This window comes from Cognatishimia coralii (assembly GCF_037478305.1).
Lineage (GTDB): Bacteria > Pseudomonadota > Alphaproteobacteria > Rhodobacterales > Rhodobacteraceae > Cognatishimia > Cognatishimia coralii.
In genome coordinates this window covers 82273-98554 of sequence record NZ_JBBGAZ010000008.1, presented here as the reverse complement: position 1 = coordinate 98554, position 16282 = coordinate 82273, and the positions used below count along the sequence as shown (strand labels likewise).

The following is a 16282-nucleotide window of genomic DNA, read 5'->3' as shown; positions in this document are numbered from 1 at the left end:
GAAAACCTCACCCCTTCTTTGCGCAGCTTACTTACCAAGAGTACCGATCACAGTCCTAAATCCGCAGAGACCTTGGCCACCGCTGCCCCAAGCTTGTCCACGACTTCTTCGAAGTGATGGGGTTCCGAAATAAAGGGTGGTGCCAGCAGGACGTGGTCTCCGTGCTTGCCGTCAATCGTACCGCCCATCGGATAGCAAATCAAACCGGCGTCAAATGCGGCCGCTTTCAGGCGCGCGTTGAACTTGTGGCTGGGATCAAGGACTGCTTTGGTATCGCGGTCTGCGACGAATTCCATGCCAATGAAAAGGCCGCGTCCACGGATGTCCCCTACCAGAGGGTTCTGACCGAACGCATCGTTCAGCATATCCGTCAATTGCTGACCTTTGCTGGCCACCTGATCCACGAGCCCCCCCGTCAGCTTTTGCACCACGGCCAAGCCCGCCGCGCAGGCCGTTGGGTGGCCGACATAGGTATGCCCGTGCTGGAAAAATCCGCTGCCGTCTTTGATCGCGTGATAGATCTTGCCCGAACAGAGCATTGCACCAATCGGCTGATAGCCCGCGCCAAGCCCCTTGGCGATGGTGCAGATGTCGGGACTGATGTCTTCCTGATCGGCAGCAAAAAGCGTCCCTGTCCGGCCCATGCCGCACATGACCTCATCAAGGATCAAGAGCACGCCGTATTTGTCACAGATCTCGCGGATGCGCTTGAAATAGCCCTCAACCGACGGCACCGCCCCCATGGTCGCGCCGACGACAGGCTCTGCGATGAAGGCCATGACCTGATCAGCGCCCAACCGCAGGATTTCGTCCTCAAGCTCATTGGCCATGCGCTGACCAAAGTCAAACGTTGTCTCGCCATCGTGTTTCTCGCGATATTCATAGCACGGGCTGATATGGCTCACGTCGATCAGCAAAGGCGCAAATTGCGCGCGGCGCCATTCGTTGCCACCTACAGCCAATGCGCCGAGCGTATTGCCGTGGTAACTCTGGCGGCGCGCGATGATCTTTGAGCGTTGTGGCTGGCCAATCTCAACGAAGTATTGTCGCGCTAGCTTCAAAGCCGCTTCTACTGCTTCGGATCCGCCGGACACGAAATAGACGTGCTCCAGCCCTTCTGGTGCATGCAACACCAGCAGATCAGCTAGGGCCTCTGCAGGGTCTGAACTTAGAAAACCGGTATGCGCGAAAGCCATAGAATCAAGCTGAGATTTGATCGCGTCAATCACATCCTGATCGCCATGCCCCAGACAAGAGACCGCCGCTCCGCCCGATCCGTCAAAATAGGCCTTGCCGTCCGCGTCAAACAGGTGAACCCCGGCGCCGACTTTCCCAACCGGAGGTAACTTATTGGAATTTCTTGGAAATACGTGACTCATCTGATCGATTCCATGGTCGTGTCGAACGGATGCTGTCAAATTGGATAGGTGATTTCTATAGGTAGTGACGCGCATAGACAGAAAGCGTGCCTTTTAAGAACCTCTTAACGAGTGCTGTTCTGGGACCTCGGCTTTTGACCCTCAAACGCCGTGGAATGGTGTGTGGGCCGTTGGGCCGATGGGGGTTTCGCAGCACATAAAACTTTGGGAGAGACTCTATGTCATATTCAAAATTTACAGCTGCTGCCGCGACCGCTGTCGCGCTGACACTGTCCGCACCAGCTGCCTTCGCAGAAGACTTCGTCACCATCGGCACCGGCGGTGTGACCGGTGTTTACTATCCAACTGGCGGCGCGATCTGCCGTCTGGTGAACAAAGGCCGCAAAGAGCACGGCGTACGCTGCTCTGTGGAATCCACCGGTGGCTCTGTCTACAACATCAACACCATCCGCGAAGGCGAGCTGGAATTCGGCGTTGCGCAGTCTGACTGGCAGTACCACGCCTACAACGGCACATCCAAATTCTCTGACGCGGGCGCATTCGAAGGCCTGCGCGCAGTGTTCTCTGTACACCCAGAGCCATTCACAGTTGTGGCACGTGCCGACGCAGGCATCTCTTCTTTCGAAGACCTGAAGGGCAAGCGCGTTAACATCGGCAACCCAGGTTCCGGTCAGCGCGGCACCATGGAAGTTCTGCTGGAAGCAATGGGCTGGACAACAGGCGACTTCGCTCTCGCAACCGAGTTGAAAGCGGCGGAACAATCCGCAGCGCTGTGCGACAACCAGATCGACGCGATGGTTTACACTGTTGGTCACCCATCTGGCTCTATCCAAGAAGCAACTACCGCTTGTGACTCTGTTCTCGTGAACGTAGGTGGCGACGCGGTTGATGGCCTGATTGCTGACAACTCTTTCTACCGCTCCGCAACCATCCCGGGTGGCATGTATCGCGGCAATGACGCAGACACCTCGACCTTCGGTGTTGGCGCAACCTTCGTGACTTCGTCTGATGTATCTGAAGACGCGGTTTACACCGTTGTTTCCGCAGTCTTTGAAAACTTCGACGATTTCAAAAAGCTGCACCCAGCTTTTGCCAACCTGAAACCAGAGGAAATGGCGACCGCCGGTCTGTCCGCTCCTCTGCACGCTGGTGCTGCGAAGTACTACCGTGAGCAAGGTTGGATCAACTAAACCAAGCACTGCTTGCTTGCAGAGAGGCGACCCTGCGCCTCTCTACCTCGGAGGGGCGTCCCTGGCGCCTCTCCACCATAACAACCCCAACATAATTGGGGCCGTCTGGGGGGACGATTATGACCGATCAAAAGACCGAAGGCCGTGCGCTGAGCGAGGAAGAACTACAAGAGCTTGTGTCGTCATCTGACGCAGGTGCCCGTAATCCGGTTGGTCATGTTGGCACATTCTTGGCGATCGTCGCGATCGTCTGGTCTGTGTTTCAGGTCGTTTTGGCCTCGCCTCTGGCAAACTATATTTTGCCCGGCTCGATCATTAACAATTCCCGCCAGATCCACCTGGCCTTTGCGATTTTCCTGGCCTTCATGGCCTATCCTGCGCTGAAATCCAGCCCGCGAGATTATATCCCGATCCAAGACTGGGTCATGGCCATCGCTGGCGCCTTCATCGCGCTCTATGGCTATTTCTTTTACGACAAGATCGTGAATTCTGGTGGCCTTGCAGACAACACCGACAAATGGTTCGCGCTTGCGGGCCTGATCCTGCTGTTTGAGGCCGCCCGTCGTGCGCTTGGCCCAGCAATGGCGATCATTGCGACGATCTTTTTGATGTATGTGTTCTTTGGCTCTTCCACTGTGGTGCCAGACGTCATCCGCTGGGGTGGCGCGTCGCTGAAAAAGGCGATGAGCCATATGTGGATTACGTCCGAAGGTGTCTTTGGCATCGCGCTTGGTGTTTCGACGAAATTCGTTTTCCTCTTCGTTCTGTTCGGCGCGCTTTTGGATAAGGCCGGGGCCGGAAACTACTTCATCAAAATGGCCTTCGGAGCCCTTGGCCACCTCAAAGGTGGCCCTGCGAAAGCTGCCGTTGTCGGCTCTGCAGCCACCGGCCTTATCTCTGGGTCTTCTATCGCAAACGTTGTGACCACCGGCACATTCACGATCCCACTGATGAAACGCGTGGGCTTTAGCTCGGAACAAGGTGGCGCGGTTGAAGTGGCCTCGTCCGTCAACGGTCAAATCATGCCCCCCGTTATGGGCGCGGCGGCCTTCCTAATGGTGGAATACGTCGGCATTTCTTATGTCGAAGTCATCACCCACGCCTTCCTGCCCGCGACCATTTCCTACATCGCGCTGGTCTATATCGTTCACCTCGAAGCGGTGAAACGCAACATGCCAGTCCTTGGCAACCGAGTGGTATCCATGGGCAAAACCATCGGCGGCATGGCGGCGTTTTTCGTTGGCTTCGCCCTGCTCTGCTATGGCGTCCAATACCCCGTCAAAGCGATAACATCGATCCTCCCTGCGTCTGGCCTGATCCTCTCGGCATTGGTTTTCCTCACCTATGTCGCCCTGCTGTACTTCGCGGCTGGGGTCCCGGATCTAGAGCCAGACGACCCCCATGCTAAGGAAGTCGAACTGCCAGTGGTGGGCGAGATCTATAAGTCGGGTCTCTATTTCCTGCTGCCTATCGTAGTGCTGGTCTACTTCCTGATGATCGAACAGAAATCCCCGGGCCTCTCGGCCTTCTGGGCGACCGCTCTGCTGTTCGTGATCTTGCTCACACAACGCCCGCTGAAAGCCATTTTCCGCGGCGAAAGTGAAACCGTAGAGCGGTTCAAAGACGGAATTGTTGACCTGCTTCAAGGCTTGGTCGACGGAGCTCGCAATATGATCGGTATCGGTCTCGCTACTGCGACCGCAGGTGTTATCGTTGGCACCGTGACCCTGACAGGGGTAGGTCAGGTCATGGCTGATCTTGTCGAGTTCCTCTCCGGCGGCAACCTCATCCTCATGCTTGTCATGGTTGGTCTATTGTCCCTCGTCCTCGGTATGGGACTCCCCACGACGGCCAACTATATTGTCGTGTCATCATTGATGGCTGGGGTTGTCGTCGAATTAGGCGCGCAGTCGGGGCTGATCGTTCCGCTGATCGCGGTGCACCTCTTTGTGTTCTACTTCGGCATTATGGCGGATGTGACGCCACCGGTGGGTCTAGCAAGTTTCGCTGCGGCCGCTGTGTCGGGCGGTGATGCGATCAAGACCGGCTTCGTGGCCTTCTTCTACAGCCTGCGCACCGTAGCCCTGCCGTTTGTGTTCATCTTCAACACCGACCTTCTGTTGATCGATGTAACGCTTGCGCAGGGGATACTCGTCTTTGTGACCGCCAGTATCGCAATCCTTGTCTTCACCGCGGGCACCATGGGCTACTTCGTCACCAAAAGCCGGATCTATGAGAGCGTCGCGCTGATCCTCATCGCCTTCTCGTTGTTCCGCCCGGACTTCTTCCTCGATCGGATCCAACCGCCCTTCACGGATGTCGCCCCGACCGCGCTTGCACAGACTGTCGAGAACGCAGCCCCCGGCACCGAGCTTAGGATTGTCGTCAACGGCCCTGACTTTGACACCGGAGAGATCAAAGACACGACCCTCGTGCTGGCGATTGACGACACCCCCTCTGCGGGCCGCATGGACGCCTTTGGCCTTCTTACTTTTGAAGAAGAGGGCAAGCTGATCATGGAAGAGCCGCTCTTTGGCACGCCTTTCGCAACCACGTTGCAAGGCTATGACTTCTATGCCGATGATCTGGTGACCGTAAAGGAAATCAAAGCCCCAGCCGATCAAATGCCCAAAGAGCTTCTGTTCATCCCGGGTCTGATCCTCTTGGCCTTCATCTACTTCCTGCAACGCGCCCGCGCTTCCAAAGAAGGAGTTCCAGCATGAGCCGCCCAGTCCTATGTGCCGTCGATATCTCTAACACTGGCAAAGACGATGCGGTCCTGAAAGAGGCCAAACGGCTCGCGGATCTGGATGGCGCGCAGCTGGATGTGGTCACCGTGATCCCTGATTTCGGCAAAAGTCTTGTGGCGGGGTTCTTTGATCAAAGCCACCATGACGATGCGGTGGCCTCGGCCAAGGCCGCGCTGAAAGAACAGATCACCGCGAGCCTTGGGGCGGACGCAGACGCGGCTGTGCGCCATGTTGTGGCAACAGGCACCGCCTATGAGGAAATCCTGCGCGTTGCGAAGGAAACCGGCTGCGGGCTGATCGTGATTGGCGCGCATAAACCAGATTTTGCCGACTATCTGCTTGGTCCCAATGCCGCGCGCGTTGTGCGGCACTCGACCTGTTCCGTTCATGTTGTTCGCTGATAGACCCGTTAAATGACCCATAATTTCGCGCCGATTTCCGACGCCGACTGGCCCGAGGAAATCGCCAATATGCTGCCAGGTTTTGCTGGCAGTCTGAACGTTTATCGCACCATGGCCCACCACCCAGCTTTGCTGAAAGCTTGGGCCACGCTGCGCGAACATGTGGTCAACCAAACGACCCTTGGCCCCTTGCGCAGCGAAGTTGTGATCCTGCGCAGTGGCGCGCGGTTAGGGTCCAACTATGAATGGCAACAACATATCATCAGAGCTCGCAAGGCTGGTCTGTCTGACACCCGGATCTCGCAGTTAAATGGCGCGATCGACAAGATCGAACACGTTGAGGACAGAGTGTTGGCCCAAACCGTGGATATGTTGTTTGACAAGCATGGGCTCAGCGCAGAAGCACAAGAACAACTCACTGGAATGATTGGTAAAAAAGGCGTTTTCGACCTCATGGCAACCGTCGGGTTTTATTCGACGCTTGGCTTCATCCTGAACAGTTTTGATACCCCTTTGGACGGCGATATCGCGCAGGAACTGACGCGTAGCCCTTTGACAGCGTAACAGGCGCTTGTCGCGAACTCATTTCCCCTTAGAGTGCTGATTAAGCGGCAAATCAGGGGCAGCGCATGACACAGGCATCTATTCCACCGACAATGATGGCGGTCGTGACCACAGGGAATGGTGGCTACGACAAGCTGGTCTATCGCGAAGAACCCACGCCAAAGCCCAATGCTGGCGAGGTCTTGCTACGCGTACTGGCAGCAGGTGTGAACAACACCGAGATCAACACGCGGCTCGGGTGGTATTCTTCGACAGTCACAGGAGACACGGAATCAACCGCTGAGGTGCAGGCAGAAAAGGGCGAGCAAAAGGCCGATGGCGGCTGGAACAAAGCCACGCCCTTTCCCTTCATCCAAGGCACGGATTGCTGCGGCGAGGTGGTGGCCTCGGGCGAAGGCACGCCCTCTTCGCTCTTTGGCCAGCGCGTCATCGTGCGCGCCTGCATGCGGCCTAATGGCTATGATACGATGGACAATATATGGATGGCCTCGGATTTCGACGGAGCCTTCGCCCAATATGTCAAAGTCCCCGCCTCTGAGGTTTTCGCCGTCGACTGCACCTGGAGCGACGCCGAGCTCGCCACCATCCCCTGCGCCTATGGCACGTCGGAAAACATGCTGCACCGCGCGCGGGTGTCATCTGGTGAAACCGTTCTTGTGGCCGGTGCCTCGGGCGGCGTAGGTTCTGCGACAGTTCAACTGGCTAAGAGACGCGGCGCGACGGTGATCGCAATCACCAGCCCTTCGAAAGTCGACGACCTTAAAGCGCTTGGCGCTGATCAGGTGGTGTCTCGTGGTGTCGATTTGGTCGAAGTGCTGGGCGATGAAAGCGTCGATGTGGTGGTGGACAACGTGGCGGGTGATCAATTCCCACAGATGCTAAAGGTGCTCAAACGCGGCGGGCGACTGGTATCGAGCGGCGCTATCGCCGGCCCCATTGTGGCGCTCGATATGCGCGATATGTATCTGAAAGATATCACCCTGATTGGCAGCACCGCCTGGGACGAACCTGTATTTCCAAACCTAGTTGGCTATATCGAACGTGGCGAAATCCGGCCCTTGCTGGCCAAGACCTTCCCCCTCAAAGACATCGCTCAGGCGCAGGCCGAATTCCTTGAAAAGAAACACCTCGGAAACTTCGTTCTAATCCCGCCGCAGGATTAAGGTTCAACGAAACGCAAGAGTGGTTTGTAGAGACGCCCGGGCCGCTCAAAGGCCTGAAGGGCCGCCTGCCAGTGCACGGCCGCAAACCCTTCGACACCCGGTAGATCCGTATCTCTCAATCGCGGCCATAGAGTCTGAAACCCCGCTTGCCACGCCTGAGGCGATAGATCTTTCAACCGATCCCGCAGGTGAAAGCGCCGCAAATGCGCGCGCGTTTGCGCATTTGGAAAGACGCTTTGGCCAGACAAGAGGCCATAGCCCACGAACTCTCCGTCTGGCATAGCGTTTAGGATCGCTATGCCCAGCGCACCGCCGACCGCATCAAACACCAGCCGCGTTGAGGCCGCGATGGATTGGATCAGCTGCGTATCGCTTTCGTGCACCGGCACGACGCCCATCGCCTCAAGCGCCGCGCGCCGCTCGGGCGAGCGATAGATCCCAATCACCTCACTCGCCCCATCCTCTCGCGCCCATTGCGCAAGAAGTGAGGCGATAAAAGACCCCGCGCCCGTTAGGATGACACGCTTGCCCCGCACGGGCCATTCCCGCAAAAGATACTGCGCCGTCAGAGGATTAATGTACCCCCGGGCGGCCACGTCCAGAGGCACGTCCTCAGGCACCGGCACCGCAATGCTTGGATCACAATCCACAATTTCCTGCCACGTCCCATCCCCACGCAGAGGGAGCGCCAAGCGACCGAGTAAGTGCTGATAGGCTTCGGGTGCCTCTACCACCTCGCCGACACCTTCATAGCCCGCTGTCATTGGCGGCGTGATCAGATGCTTATATGCCCCCGTGATCGGGATCAGGTCCGACGGGTTTATCGGCGCGGCCAGCATCTTTACGCGCAGCTTGTTCGGATCCCGACCTTCCGTCGCAACGCGCTCAAGGGACAGAACATCCTGAGGACGCCCAAACTCGGTGTAGCGCAAAGCGAGGTGGGTTTGCTTTGAGGTGTCCATAAGCCCGTCTCAATCCAAAAACTGCGCGTTGTTAAGCCTTATGTGGACTAAGCGCACAAGTCAAAAGTCGGGCTCGCAGGGCAATCTACGCCACGTCGCGAGCGCCGACGTCGCGAAAACGATCGTTGAAAACACAACGTTGCAAATGCAATTTAAATATCTGAAATAAAATAATTAAATTAAAACACCTGGATAGCGACCTGTTAGTGAAAACGTTGCAAGACTGCGTGGAAACCAACGCCTCTCAAGCATTGACTCACCGGCCCGCACTCTTTATCCGCCCTGCCTAACCCGCGGGATCCCCGCCAGTCTGTGTAAGTCGCGTTTTGATCGAATTAACTGACGTCTCTGTCTCCTACAACGACAAGGTTGTGCTCTCTGAGGTCTCTTTGCGCCTCACGGAACGCCGCATTGGCGTGATTGGCAGCAATGGCAGCGGCAAAAGCACCTTTGCACGACTTTTAAACGGGTTGCTGCTGCCGGATCACGGCACGGTCACCGTGGATGGGCTGGACACCAAGTCCCAAGCCAAGGACGTCCGTCAAAAGGTCGGCTTTGTGTTTCAGAACCCCGACAATCAGATCGTCTTTCCTTTGGTCGAAGAAGACATCGCCTTTGGCATGAAGAACCTTGGCTTTGACAAGGCGACCATCGCGGCCAAAACCGAAGAGGCGCTGAAACGCTATGACCTCTGGGATCATCGCAGCCATGCGGCGCAATTCCTGAGTGGCGGTCAGAAACAGCTTCTGGCGATCTCGGGCGTTCTGGTGATGGAACCGAGCTATATCGTATTTGACGAGCCAACCACGCTTTTGGATCTGCGCAACAAGCTCACCGTGACACGCGCCATTCGTGAATTGGAGCAGACAGCCATCGTCGTGACCCATGACCTCGATCTGATAGCCGATTTCGATCGCGTCATCGTTTTCGCCAACAACCGCGTGATGGCCGATGACGTGCCAGAGGTGGCGATCGGGAAATACCGCGAGGCGATGGGCGATGTTTGATCTTTATCGTCCCGGCACGTCCTTTTTGCACCGCGCGCCTGCTGGTGGAAAGGTGTTGGCGCTGGCGGTGCTGGGCACACTGACTTTCCTGACCGATGATATCCGCATCATTGCCGCAGGCCTAGCGGTTGCCCTGCTGCTCTATCCCACCTGCGGGCTGACACTGAAAAACGCATGGGCGCAGATCCGACCCACGCTTTGGATCCTGATCGCCATCTTCATCGCGCAAGTGATCTTCAATACATGGCAATTGGGCGTCTTTGTGGTTGCCCGCTTTGGCCTGTTGCTTTTGCTCGCGGGCCTACTGACCCTGACGACCCGCGCCTCTGACATGATCGATGGGATTGAACGCGGCCTGCCCTTCCTGCGTCTGCTCGGCGTGAACCCGGCCAAAGTCAGCCTCGCCCTGTCACTGGCCCTGCGGTTTATCCCTGTACTTGCCCAAATCACCAAAGACGTGCGCGAAGCCCAGCGCGTGCGCGGGCTGGAAAACAGCGTGATCGCCCTCGCGATCCCCCTTTTCGTGCGCACCTTGCGCATGTCTGACGATATTGCCGACGCCATCGAGGCGCGCGGCTACCGACCTTAACGATTGAGAAAACGAAGGACACAGTTATGACCCTTACCACCCGCGACATCGTGATGATCGCACTTTTTGCGGCCCTAACCGCCGCGCTCGGTCTGTTTCCGCCCATCACCCTGCCCATCGCAGGCGGCGTACCGATCACAGCGCAATCCATGGGCTGCATGCTCGCAGGCGCTCTGGCGGGGGCAAAACGCGGCGGCCTGGCGCTGGCGCTCTTTGCTCTGCTGGTCGCAATCGGTCTGCCCTTGATGGCGGGCGGCCGCGGCGGGTTCGGCCTGTTCCTGACCCCATCGGGCGGCTTTATCATCGGTTTTGCCGCCGCAGCCTTTGTGATCGGCTGGCTCTTTGCGCGTCACTCTGGCGAAGTGCCTCTGGTGACCTCGATCATCTACATCGCCATTGGTGGCATCGGCGTGGTCTACCTCTTTGGTATTCCGTGGTGGGCCTATACTGCCGAGCAGAGCATCGCTATCGTTGCTGGGAAATGCACGGTCTTCCTACCAGGTGACTCGATCAAAGTCGTGCTGGCTGCGCTGATCGCGCGCGGCGTACGCAGGGCTTATCCGGGCCTCTGAACTGCCCAGATAAATTGACAAAGAAAGCGCGGCATCATTGGTGCCGCGCTTTCTTTATGGAAGGTGGGTCGCTACGGCCGTGCGCAAAGCTTCCGGTATCTCCAGTGACGCACCCGAAGCCTTGTCGACGCAAATCCAGACGATGTCAGCCGAGGCGCAGTTCCGTTCACCAACGACCATCATCAACTGAAAACTCAAGCTAGATCGCCCAAGACGCGCGAGCTTTGTCGCGATCTCTATCTCTTCGTCATAATAGCACGGCGCTTCATAGGTCACCTCGATCTTGCGGACCAAAAAGACATACTGCCCATTTGGCGCAAAGCCCGCGTCAAGCCCCGCCTGCCTTAGCGCATGACTTAAGGCGGCCTCGAAATGGCTGACATAGGCCGCATTATGCATATGCCCATGCATGTCGATGTCCCGAAACGGAAGCCTGATCCGATAGCTGCTGTCCATCTTCGTCCTCTACCTGCCGCGTCGTCTCTCTTTATGCGGCTGCGCCCTTTGCATCAAGAAAGGCCACGGCGCTCAACATCAGATTTCCTCTCACCCCAAAGCAGGATAAAGAGGCCCAACGATCAGGAAAGGACCCTTCATGCCCCTGCGCGCGGCCTTGGCTCATTTTGCACAAACGCAGCCGGAGAAGCTGGCCGTGTCAATGGATGGCCGCGGTGTTTCGTTTCGCGATTTGTTTGAGCGCAGCCAAAGGCTTGACGGATTTCTGACGGCACTGGAGCGACAGGACAGATCCCATGCGGCAGTCCAAGACGTGCCGCTGATCGCGATCCACCTGGGCAACCACGCGGCCCTGCCGGAACTCTTGGCAGCCGCTCTGGCGGGGTCTTGCTGTGTCATGTTGCTGGATCCTTTGCTGCCTGAGGCCATAGTGCAAGCGACACTTGATCGTTTGCCACCGGATGCTTTGTTCACCGCTTCTGGCGACGCTACATTTAACATCAAAGCGCCCGTCTTCTCGGTAACCTCACATGATAGCCTCGACCCGTTGATCACAGCTGGAACCATTCCAAGCGAGCCCCCAAGCCCCACAGACCCCTTCATGGTTGCCTTCACCTCAGGCACGACGTCGACCCCAAAGGCCTTCGCCCGAGACCGCGCCAGTTGGCAGAGGTCTTTGGCGCGAGGACAGACGCATTTTGCTATTCATGCGGGCCTCAGCACCTTGGCCCCGGGACCCTTGGTCCATGGCTTGTCGCTCTATGCTTTGGCCGAAACCCTTCACGCGGGTGCGAGTTTTCAAGCCATGGGGAAATTTTCGGCCAAAGGCGTTGCGTCGATTGTGGCAAGCGAGGACGTCAAACGCTTGGTCTGCGTCCCAACGATGCTCGAAGCGCTGAGCGTGCACGGCGCGCCATTGCCGCAACTGTCACGGATCACCACAGCGGGCGCGAAACTGAACCCGGATCTCTTGGCTAAAACGCGCGAGATTGCTCCTTCTGCCGAGATAACCGAATATTACGGCGCATCGGAACTGGGCTTTGTAACCACAATCACGCATTGCTCGGACAACGGCGATGCACAAAGCGTGGGACTATGTTTTCCAGAGGTTGAAATCGACATTCGGTCTCCGGATGAAGCTGGCAATGGAGAAGTCTGGGTGAAAAGCGATCTGGTCATCGAAGACTATCTCTGGCGCGACGATGATCGCGGGTTCCGGCGCGAAGGGGCCTGGAGCACCGTCGGCGATATCGGGCGCTTGATCGATGGCGCGTTGCATCTGACTAGCCGCGCGGGCGGGATGGTGACGTCGGGTGGCAACAATATCTATCTGGAAGAAGTCGCGGCGCATCTGCGACGTCACCCAGCCATTCAGGACGCCGTGGTCTTGGGCATTGCAGACAGCTACTTGGGCACCAGGTTGGTGGCCATTGTTTCTGTCGTTTCCTGCTTGGAACATGCTGATCTACTAGAGCATTGCCAAACAGGCCTGCAAAAATACAAAATCCCACGCGAGATGTATCGTGTTTCAGACTGGCCCTTGACCTCCAGCGGCAAGATCGCGACTGGTCAGCTAGAGACTTGGATTGAAGAAAAGGACGACCGGCTTGCACCGCTTTGAGCCGCCAGAAACCCATCAGCCGGTAATCATCGCCGCACGTCGCACGCCGATTGCGCGCGCGGGCGGTGCATTGCGCGCGGTTGAGCTTGAGGATCTGGCGGCCCCAGTTCTGCAAGCGGTTTTGGCAGACAGCGGCATCTCTGCGTCCGAGGTCGATGACGTCATCCTGGGCAATGCGACGGGGGGCGGCGGCAACATCGCACGGCTATCGGCGCTTCGCGCTGGGCTTGGAGTCGATTTGGCGGGCGTTACTGTTGACAGGCAATGCGGCTCTGGTCTTGAGGCGATTATGATGGCTTGCAACCTGATCGCTGCAGGCGCAGTTGATGTCATTTTGGCGGGTGGCGTTGAAAGCACCAGCCGAGCGCCCATCCGTATGCGGCGTTCAACGCAGGACGGTGAGCCACCAGAACCATACGCGCGCGCACGGTTTTCCACTGACGAGATTGGCGACCCTGACATGGGCATCGCCGCTGAAAACGTCGCGCAGCGCTTTGGCATCGCGCGGGCGCGCGCCGATGGATTTGCCCTGCAAAGCCATCGGCGCGCCTGTCTCGCCCAGGATAAAGGTTCTTTTGACACCGAGATCGTGCCGATTGAAACCGAGACCGCCCAGCACCTGTCCAAAGATGACGGCCCGCGCCAAGACACCTCTCTTGAGAAACTCACACAGCTGAGGCCTGTGTTCAAAGACGACGGCATCGTTACGGCGGGCAATGCCTGCCCGTTGAATGATGGCGCTTCTGTTGTGCTTGTCACAAGCTTGGCCAAAGCCCGTGCACTGAATGTCTCTGCAGCGTTGACATATGCAGGTGGTGCCTCTGCTGGCGTGGACCCAAACATCCTCGGCATAGGTCCGGTGGCCTCAACCCAGAAATTGCTCAGGAAACACCCGGAGCTTACCCCAGACAACGCGCAGTTCATTGAGTTCAACGAAGCCTTTGCAGCGCAGGTGCTCGCGTCGCTGGACGCGCTGAAGATCGACGAAACGCGGGTCAATCTAAACGGCGGAGCTCTGGCATTAGGCCACCCCTTTGGAGCCTCTGGTGCCGTGCTCGTGACACGCCTGTTCCACCAATTCCGTGCTCTGCCCGAGGCCAATGCAAAGTCAGATCTGGGCCTCGCCATGATGGGCATCGGCGGCGGCATGGGCCTTACGGCGGCCTTCCGCTATAAGAGGCTGACATGAGCTTTGCATCGATCCTGATCACCGGCGCCAGCAGCGGTCTGGGCGCGGCATTATCCAAGGAATTGGCGGGGCCGGATGTGACCCTCGTTCTGGTCGGCCGCAATCTGGAACGCTTGACGGCCGTCGCCGAGGCTTGCGCGGCTCAAGGCGCCACCGCCCTACCCTTGCAACTGGATTTGACGGATCAGGATGCCGCGCTAATCCAACTGACCAAGGCAGATCAAACCCACAAGTTCGACCTAGCCATCGCCAACGCAGGCGTCGCCTATGGCCGCGAAACGCCAGAACTTGCCCGCAGCACAACCGCGACAAATGTCCTAGGCGTGCTCAGCACCATCCAAGCCGTCGAGCCCGGCATGGTGGCACGCGGCAAGGGACAGATCGGCTTGATCAGCTCTCTGGCTGCCTTTCGCACACTCGGAGGCCCTGCGGCCTATGCGGCCAGCAAAGCCTGGGTGCGCCTTTTCGGGGAAGCCATGCGCGGGCGGCTGGCGCGCAAGGGTGTCGGCGTCACCGTGATCTGCCCGGGGTTCGTGGATACGCCCATGGTGGACGACCGCACCCGCGCCCAGTTTGGTGCCTCTATGATGCCCGCCGACAAAGCCGCGCAAAAGATCGTCAAAGCTCTTGCGAAAAACCACGCGCGCCTGTCGTTTCCCTCAGGCTTTTCCTTGCGCACGTGGTGGCTGTCTACCTTGCCTGCCTGGTGGACAGATCGCAAAATCCGCCGCGCTGCGCGCAAGGCTGCTAGGCAAAAAGGTCTTTGAAGTCTTCGCGCAGAACGTTCTTTTGCACTTTACCCATGGTGTTTCGCGGCAGTGCCTCGAGGATCACTAATTTCTTCGGATGCTTGAACTTCGCCAAGGACTGCGAAACCGCCGCAGCAATTGCCTCTAGATCAGGGGCTTGCCCAGGCAATGGCACAAGCACACCAACGGGGCTCTCGCCAAAATCAGGATGAGGCACCGCGATCACCGCGCTTTCCAGAACGCCCGGCTGGTCATCCAAAATCTGTTCGATTTCCTTGGGATAGATATTGAACCCGCCAGAGATGATCAGATCTTTGTTGCGCCCCAGAATATGGACATAGCCATCGCCGTCCACTTTCCCCAGATCGCCCGTGATAAAGAACCCATCGTCCCGCAATTCCGCCGCCGTTTTCTCGGGCATCTGCCAATAGCCCTGAAACACATTGGGGCCTCGCACTTCGAGGACACCGATCTCTCCGGTGGGCAAGGTTTCCCCGGTTTCGGGGTCCGTGATCTTGAGCTCAACGTCTGACAGAGGAAAGCCGACGGTGCCTGCGCGCCGGTCGCCATCATAAGGGTTTGACGTGTTCATATTGGTTTCCGTCATCCCGTAGCGTTCCAGAATACGGTGGCCTGTGCGCTCTTCGAATTGCACATGGGTTTCTGCCAAGAGAGGTGCCGAGCCTGACACGAAAAGCCGCATATGAGAGGTCAGCTCTGAGGTAAACCGCGCATCGTTCAGCAGGCGTGTGTAAAAGGTCGGAACCCCCATCAGGCTTGTGGCACGCGGCATCAGCTCGATCATCTGATCCAGATCGAACTTTGGCATAAAGATCATCTTGCCGCCCACCAAAAGCATCACATTGGTGGCCACGAACAAACCATGGGTGTGAAAAATCGGCAAAGCGTGCAAGAGCACGTCGGATTCATCAAACCGCCACTCCTTTACGAGCGTCTGAGCATTGGACAACAGATTGTCCTGAGACAACATGGCCCCCTTAGACCGACCCGTCGTCCCCGAGGTATAGAGAAACGCCGCAAGATCGCTCCCGTCGCGCGCAACGGTCTTAAACTGCGTGATGCCATCCGATTTCTGCGCAAGACTGCCGGAGCCATCCGCGTTCAAAGTCTCAACCGGAACTCCGATGGTGGAAATCGCATCGGATTTGGCAGCGTCACAGACCACCAGTTTGGCGCCGCTGTTTTCTATGAAATAACGCAGCTCATCGACTGTATAGCCTGTGTTCAGCGGCAAAAACACGACGCCCGCCTGAATACAGCCCGCAATCAAGGCCAGTGCCTGCGGAGATTTCTCAACCTGAATAGCCAAACGATCCCCGGCAGCCACCCCAAGATCCGTAATCGCCTGCGCAAAGCCGGCGGCTTGGGCAACAAACGCCCTATAAGAGATCTCTTGACCGTCAGGCAGAATAAGAAAGGTGTCAGAGTTTTCTGCGTGACAGCCAAACAGGGCGTCATAAAGAGGGTTGGCCATAAAACTACCTGTGGTTTCAGCAAGCTCAGCGCCTTATAGGCGCAGGCCACTACAATGCCAACAAATGCGGACAGGCGGATATCCTAAAATTCTTGTCACGATACAAAATGTTTATTCAACTGTCCTATGACCCTAGATTATGCTTAACCTAGATGCGGCAAAGGCCCTGTTTATTTCAAAACGCTCAAGACTTCA

Annotated in this window: 15 protein-coding genes; 11 read left to right on the top strand and 4 right to left on the bottom strand. The window is 57.4% G+C overall.

The annotated features are described in order from the left end of the window. Positions 1 to 47: 47 nt before the first annotated feature. A complete protein-coding gene (locus WG622_RS14100) occupies positions 48 to 1379 on the bottom strand; it encodes an aspartate aminotransferase family protein (protein ID WP_339404200.1) in 1332 nt (443 codons plus the stop codon). A gap of 218 nt (positions 1380 to 1597) precedes the next feature. On the opposite strand from WG622_RS14100, the gene WG622_RS14095 reads away from it, so the two are divergent. The 5 genes from WG622_RS14095 to WG622_RS14075 all read left to right on the top strand — a co-directional run bounded on the left by WG622_RS14095 (position 1598) and on the right by WG622_RS14075 (position 7447). After that, positions 1598 to 2569 (top strand): TAXI family TRAP transporter solute-binding subunit, encoded by a 972-nt coding sequence (locus tag WG622_RS14095; protein ID WP_209356963.1) that lies wholly within the window; start codon positions 1598 to 1600, stop codon positions 2567 to 2569. A 119-nt stretch (positions 2570 to 2688) separates the two neighbouring features. Next, complete coding sequence (locus WG622_RS14090; protein ID WP_339404199.1) at positions 2689 to 5292, top strand: TRAP transporter permease; 2604 nt, start codon at positions 2689 to 2691, stop codon at positions 5290 to 5292. Next, complete coding sequence (locus WG622_RS14085; RefSeq protein WP_339404198.1) at positions 5289 to 5720, top strand: universal stress protein; 432 nt, start codon at positions 5289 to 5291, stop codon at positions 5718 to 5720. Before WG622_RS14090 ends, WG622_RS14085 begins: the two co-directional genes overlap by 4 nt. A 12-nt stretch (positions 5721 to 5732) precedes the next feature. Next, positions 5733 to 6284 (top strand): carboxymuconolactone decarboxylase family protein, encoded by a 552-nt coding sequence (locus WG622_RS14080; RefSeq protein ID WP_339404197.1) that lies wholly within the window; start codon positions 5733 to 5735, stop codon positions 6282 to 6284. A gap of 65 nt (positions 6285 to 6349) precedes the next feature. Continuing rightward, positions 6350 to 7447 carry an alcohol dehydrogenase family protein gene (locus WG622_RS14075; protein ID WP_339404196.1) on the top strand — a complete coding sequence of 366 codons (1098 nt, stop codon included), beginning with the start codon at positions 6350 to 6352 and terminating at the stop codon, positions 7445 to 7447. On the opposite strand, the gene WG622_RS14070 is transcribed toward WG622_RS14075, so the two are convergent. Next, entirely contained in the window at positions 7444 to 8409 is a 966-nt protein-coding gene (locus tag WG622_RS14070; protein ID WP_339404195.1) for a zinc-dependent alcohol dehydrogenase family protein, read from the bottom strand. The two genes, WG622_RS14075 and WG622_RS14070, sit on opposite strands and share 4 nt — an antisense overlap. Before the next feature lie 326 nt (positions 8410 to 8735). On the opposite strand from WG622_RS14070, the gene WG622_RS14065 reads away from it, so the two are divergent. Genes WG622_RS14065 through WG622_RS14055 form a run of 3 tightly spaced genes read left to right on the top strand, consistent with a single transcriptional unit; the run spans position 8736 to position 10577 of the window. Continuing rightward, a complete protein-coding gene (locus tag WG622_RS14065; protein WP_339404194.1) occupies positions 8736 to 9416 on the top strand; it encodes an energy-coupling factor ABC transporter ATP-binding protein in 681 nt (226 codons plus the stop codon). Next, positions 9409 to 10005, top strand: a complete 597-nt coding sequence (locus WG622_RS14060; RefSeq protein ID WP_339404193.1) for an energy-coupling factor transporter transmembrane component T family protein — start codon at positions 9409 to 9411, stop codon at positions 10003 to 10005. Before WG622_RS14065 ends, WG622_RS14060 begins: the two co-directional genes overlap by 8 nt. A gap of 26 nt (positions 10006 to 10031) precedes the next feature. Then, positions 10032 to 10577 (top strand): biotin transporter BioY, encoded by a 546-nt coding sequence (locus WG622_RS14055; protein WP_339404192.1) that lies wholly within the window; start codon positions 10032 to 10034, stop codon positions 10575 to 10577. A gap of 54 nt (positions 10578 to 10631) precedes the next feature. Here WG622_RS14055 and WG622_RS14050 read toward each other — a convergent pair whose 3' ends face one another. After that, entirely contained in the window at positions 10632 to 11033 is a 402-nt protein-coding gene (locus WG622_RS14050; protein WP_339404191.1) for an acyl-CoA thioesterase, read from the bottom strand. 139 nt (positions 11034 to 11172) lie between these two features. On the opposite strand from WG622_RS14050, the gene WG622_RS14045 reads away from it, so the two are divergent. The 3 genes from WG622_RS14045 to WG622_RS14035 are packed head-to-tail and all read left to right on the top strand — an operon-like array spanning position 11173 to position 14610. After that, positions 11173 to 12654, top strand: coding sequence for an AMP-binding protein (locus WG622_RS14045; protein ID WP_339404190.1), 1482 nt, complete (start codon positions 11173 to 11175; stop codon positions 12652 to 12654). Continuing rightward, positions 12641 to 13843, top strand: coding sequence for a thiolase family protein (locus tag WG622_RS14040; protein ID WP_339404189.1), 1203 nt, complete (start codon positions 12641 to 12643; stop codon positions 13841 to 13843). The genes WG622_RS14045 and WG622_RS14040 overlap by 14 nt, the downstream gene beginning before the upstream one ends. Continuing rightward, positions 13840 to 14610 (top strand): SDR family NAD(P)-dependent oxidoreductase, encoded by a 771-nt coding sequence (locus tag WG622_RS14035; RefSeq protein ID WP_339404188.1) that lies wholly within the window; start codon positions 13840 to 13842, stop codon positions 14608 to 14610. The genes WG622_RS14040 and WG622_RS14035 overlap by 4 nt, the downstream gene beginning before the upstream one ends. On the opposite strand, the gene WG622_RS14030 is transcribed toward WG622_RS14035, so the two are convergent. Further along, the gene (locus tag WG622_RS14030) at positions 14591 to 16087 is read right to left on the bottom strand and encodes a malonate--CoA ligase (protein WP_339404187.1); all 1497 of its coding nucleotides are present in this window, start codon (positions 16085 to 16087) and stop codon (positions 14591 to 14593) included. The genes WG622_RS14035 and WG622_RS14030 overlap by 20 nt on opposite strands. Between the last annotated feature and the right edge of the window lie 195 nt (positions 16088 to 16282).

Bases quoted from the DNA above. Each gene is read 5' to 3' on its own strand.
- WG622_RS14100 (WP_339404200.1), bottom strand. From the start codon at position 1,379: ATGAGTCACGTATTTCCAAGAAATTCCAATAAGTTACCTCCGGTTGGG.
- WG622_RS14095 (WP_209356963.1), top strand. From the start codon at position 1,598: ATGTCATATTCAAAATTTACAGCTGCTGCCGCGACCGCTGTCGCGCTG.
- WG622_RS14090 (WP_339404199.1), top strand. From the start codon at position 2,689: ATGACCGATCAAAAGACCGAAGGCCGTGCGCTGAGCGAGGAAGAACTA.
- WG622_RS14085 (WP_339404198.1), top strand. From the start codon at position 5,289: ATGAGCCGCCCAGTCCTATGTGCCGTCGATATCTCTAACACTGGCAAA.
- WG622_RS14080 (WP_339404197.1), top strand. From the start codon at position 5,733: ATGACCCATAATTTCGCGCCGATTTCCGACGCCGACTGGCCCGAGGAA.
- WG622_RS14075 (WP_339404196.1), top strand. From the start codon at position 6,350: ATGACACAGGCATCTATTCCACCGACAATGATGGCGGTCGTGACCACA.
- WG622_RS14070 (WP_339404195.1), bottom strand. From the start codon at position 8,409: ATGGACACCTCAAAGCAAACCCACCTCGCTTTGCGCTACACCGAGTTT.
- WG622_RS14060 (WP_339404193.1), top strand. From the start codon at position 9,409: ATGTTTGATCTTTATCGTCCCGGCACGTCCTTTTTGCACCGCGCGCCT.
- WG622_RS14055 (WP_339404192.1), top strand. From the start codon at position 10,032: ATGACCCTTACCACCCGCGACATCGTGATGATCGCACTTTTTGCGGCC.
- WG622_RS14050 (WP_339404191.1), bottom strand. From the start codon at position 11,033: ATGGACAGCAGCTATCGGATCAGGCTTCCGTTTCGGGACATCGACATG.
- WG622_RS14045 (WP_339404190.1), top strand. From the start codon at position 11,173: ATGCCCCTGCGCGCGGCCTTGGCTCATTTTGCACAAACGCAGCCGGAG.
- WG622_RS14035 (WP_339404188.1), top strand. From the start codon at position 13,840: ATGAGCTTTGCATCGATCCTGATCACCGGCGCCAGCAGCGGTCTGGGC.
- WG622_RS14030 (WP_339404187.1), bottom strand. From the start codon at position 16,087: ATGGCCAACCCTCTTTATGACGCCCTGTTTGGCTGTCACGCAGAAAAC.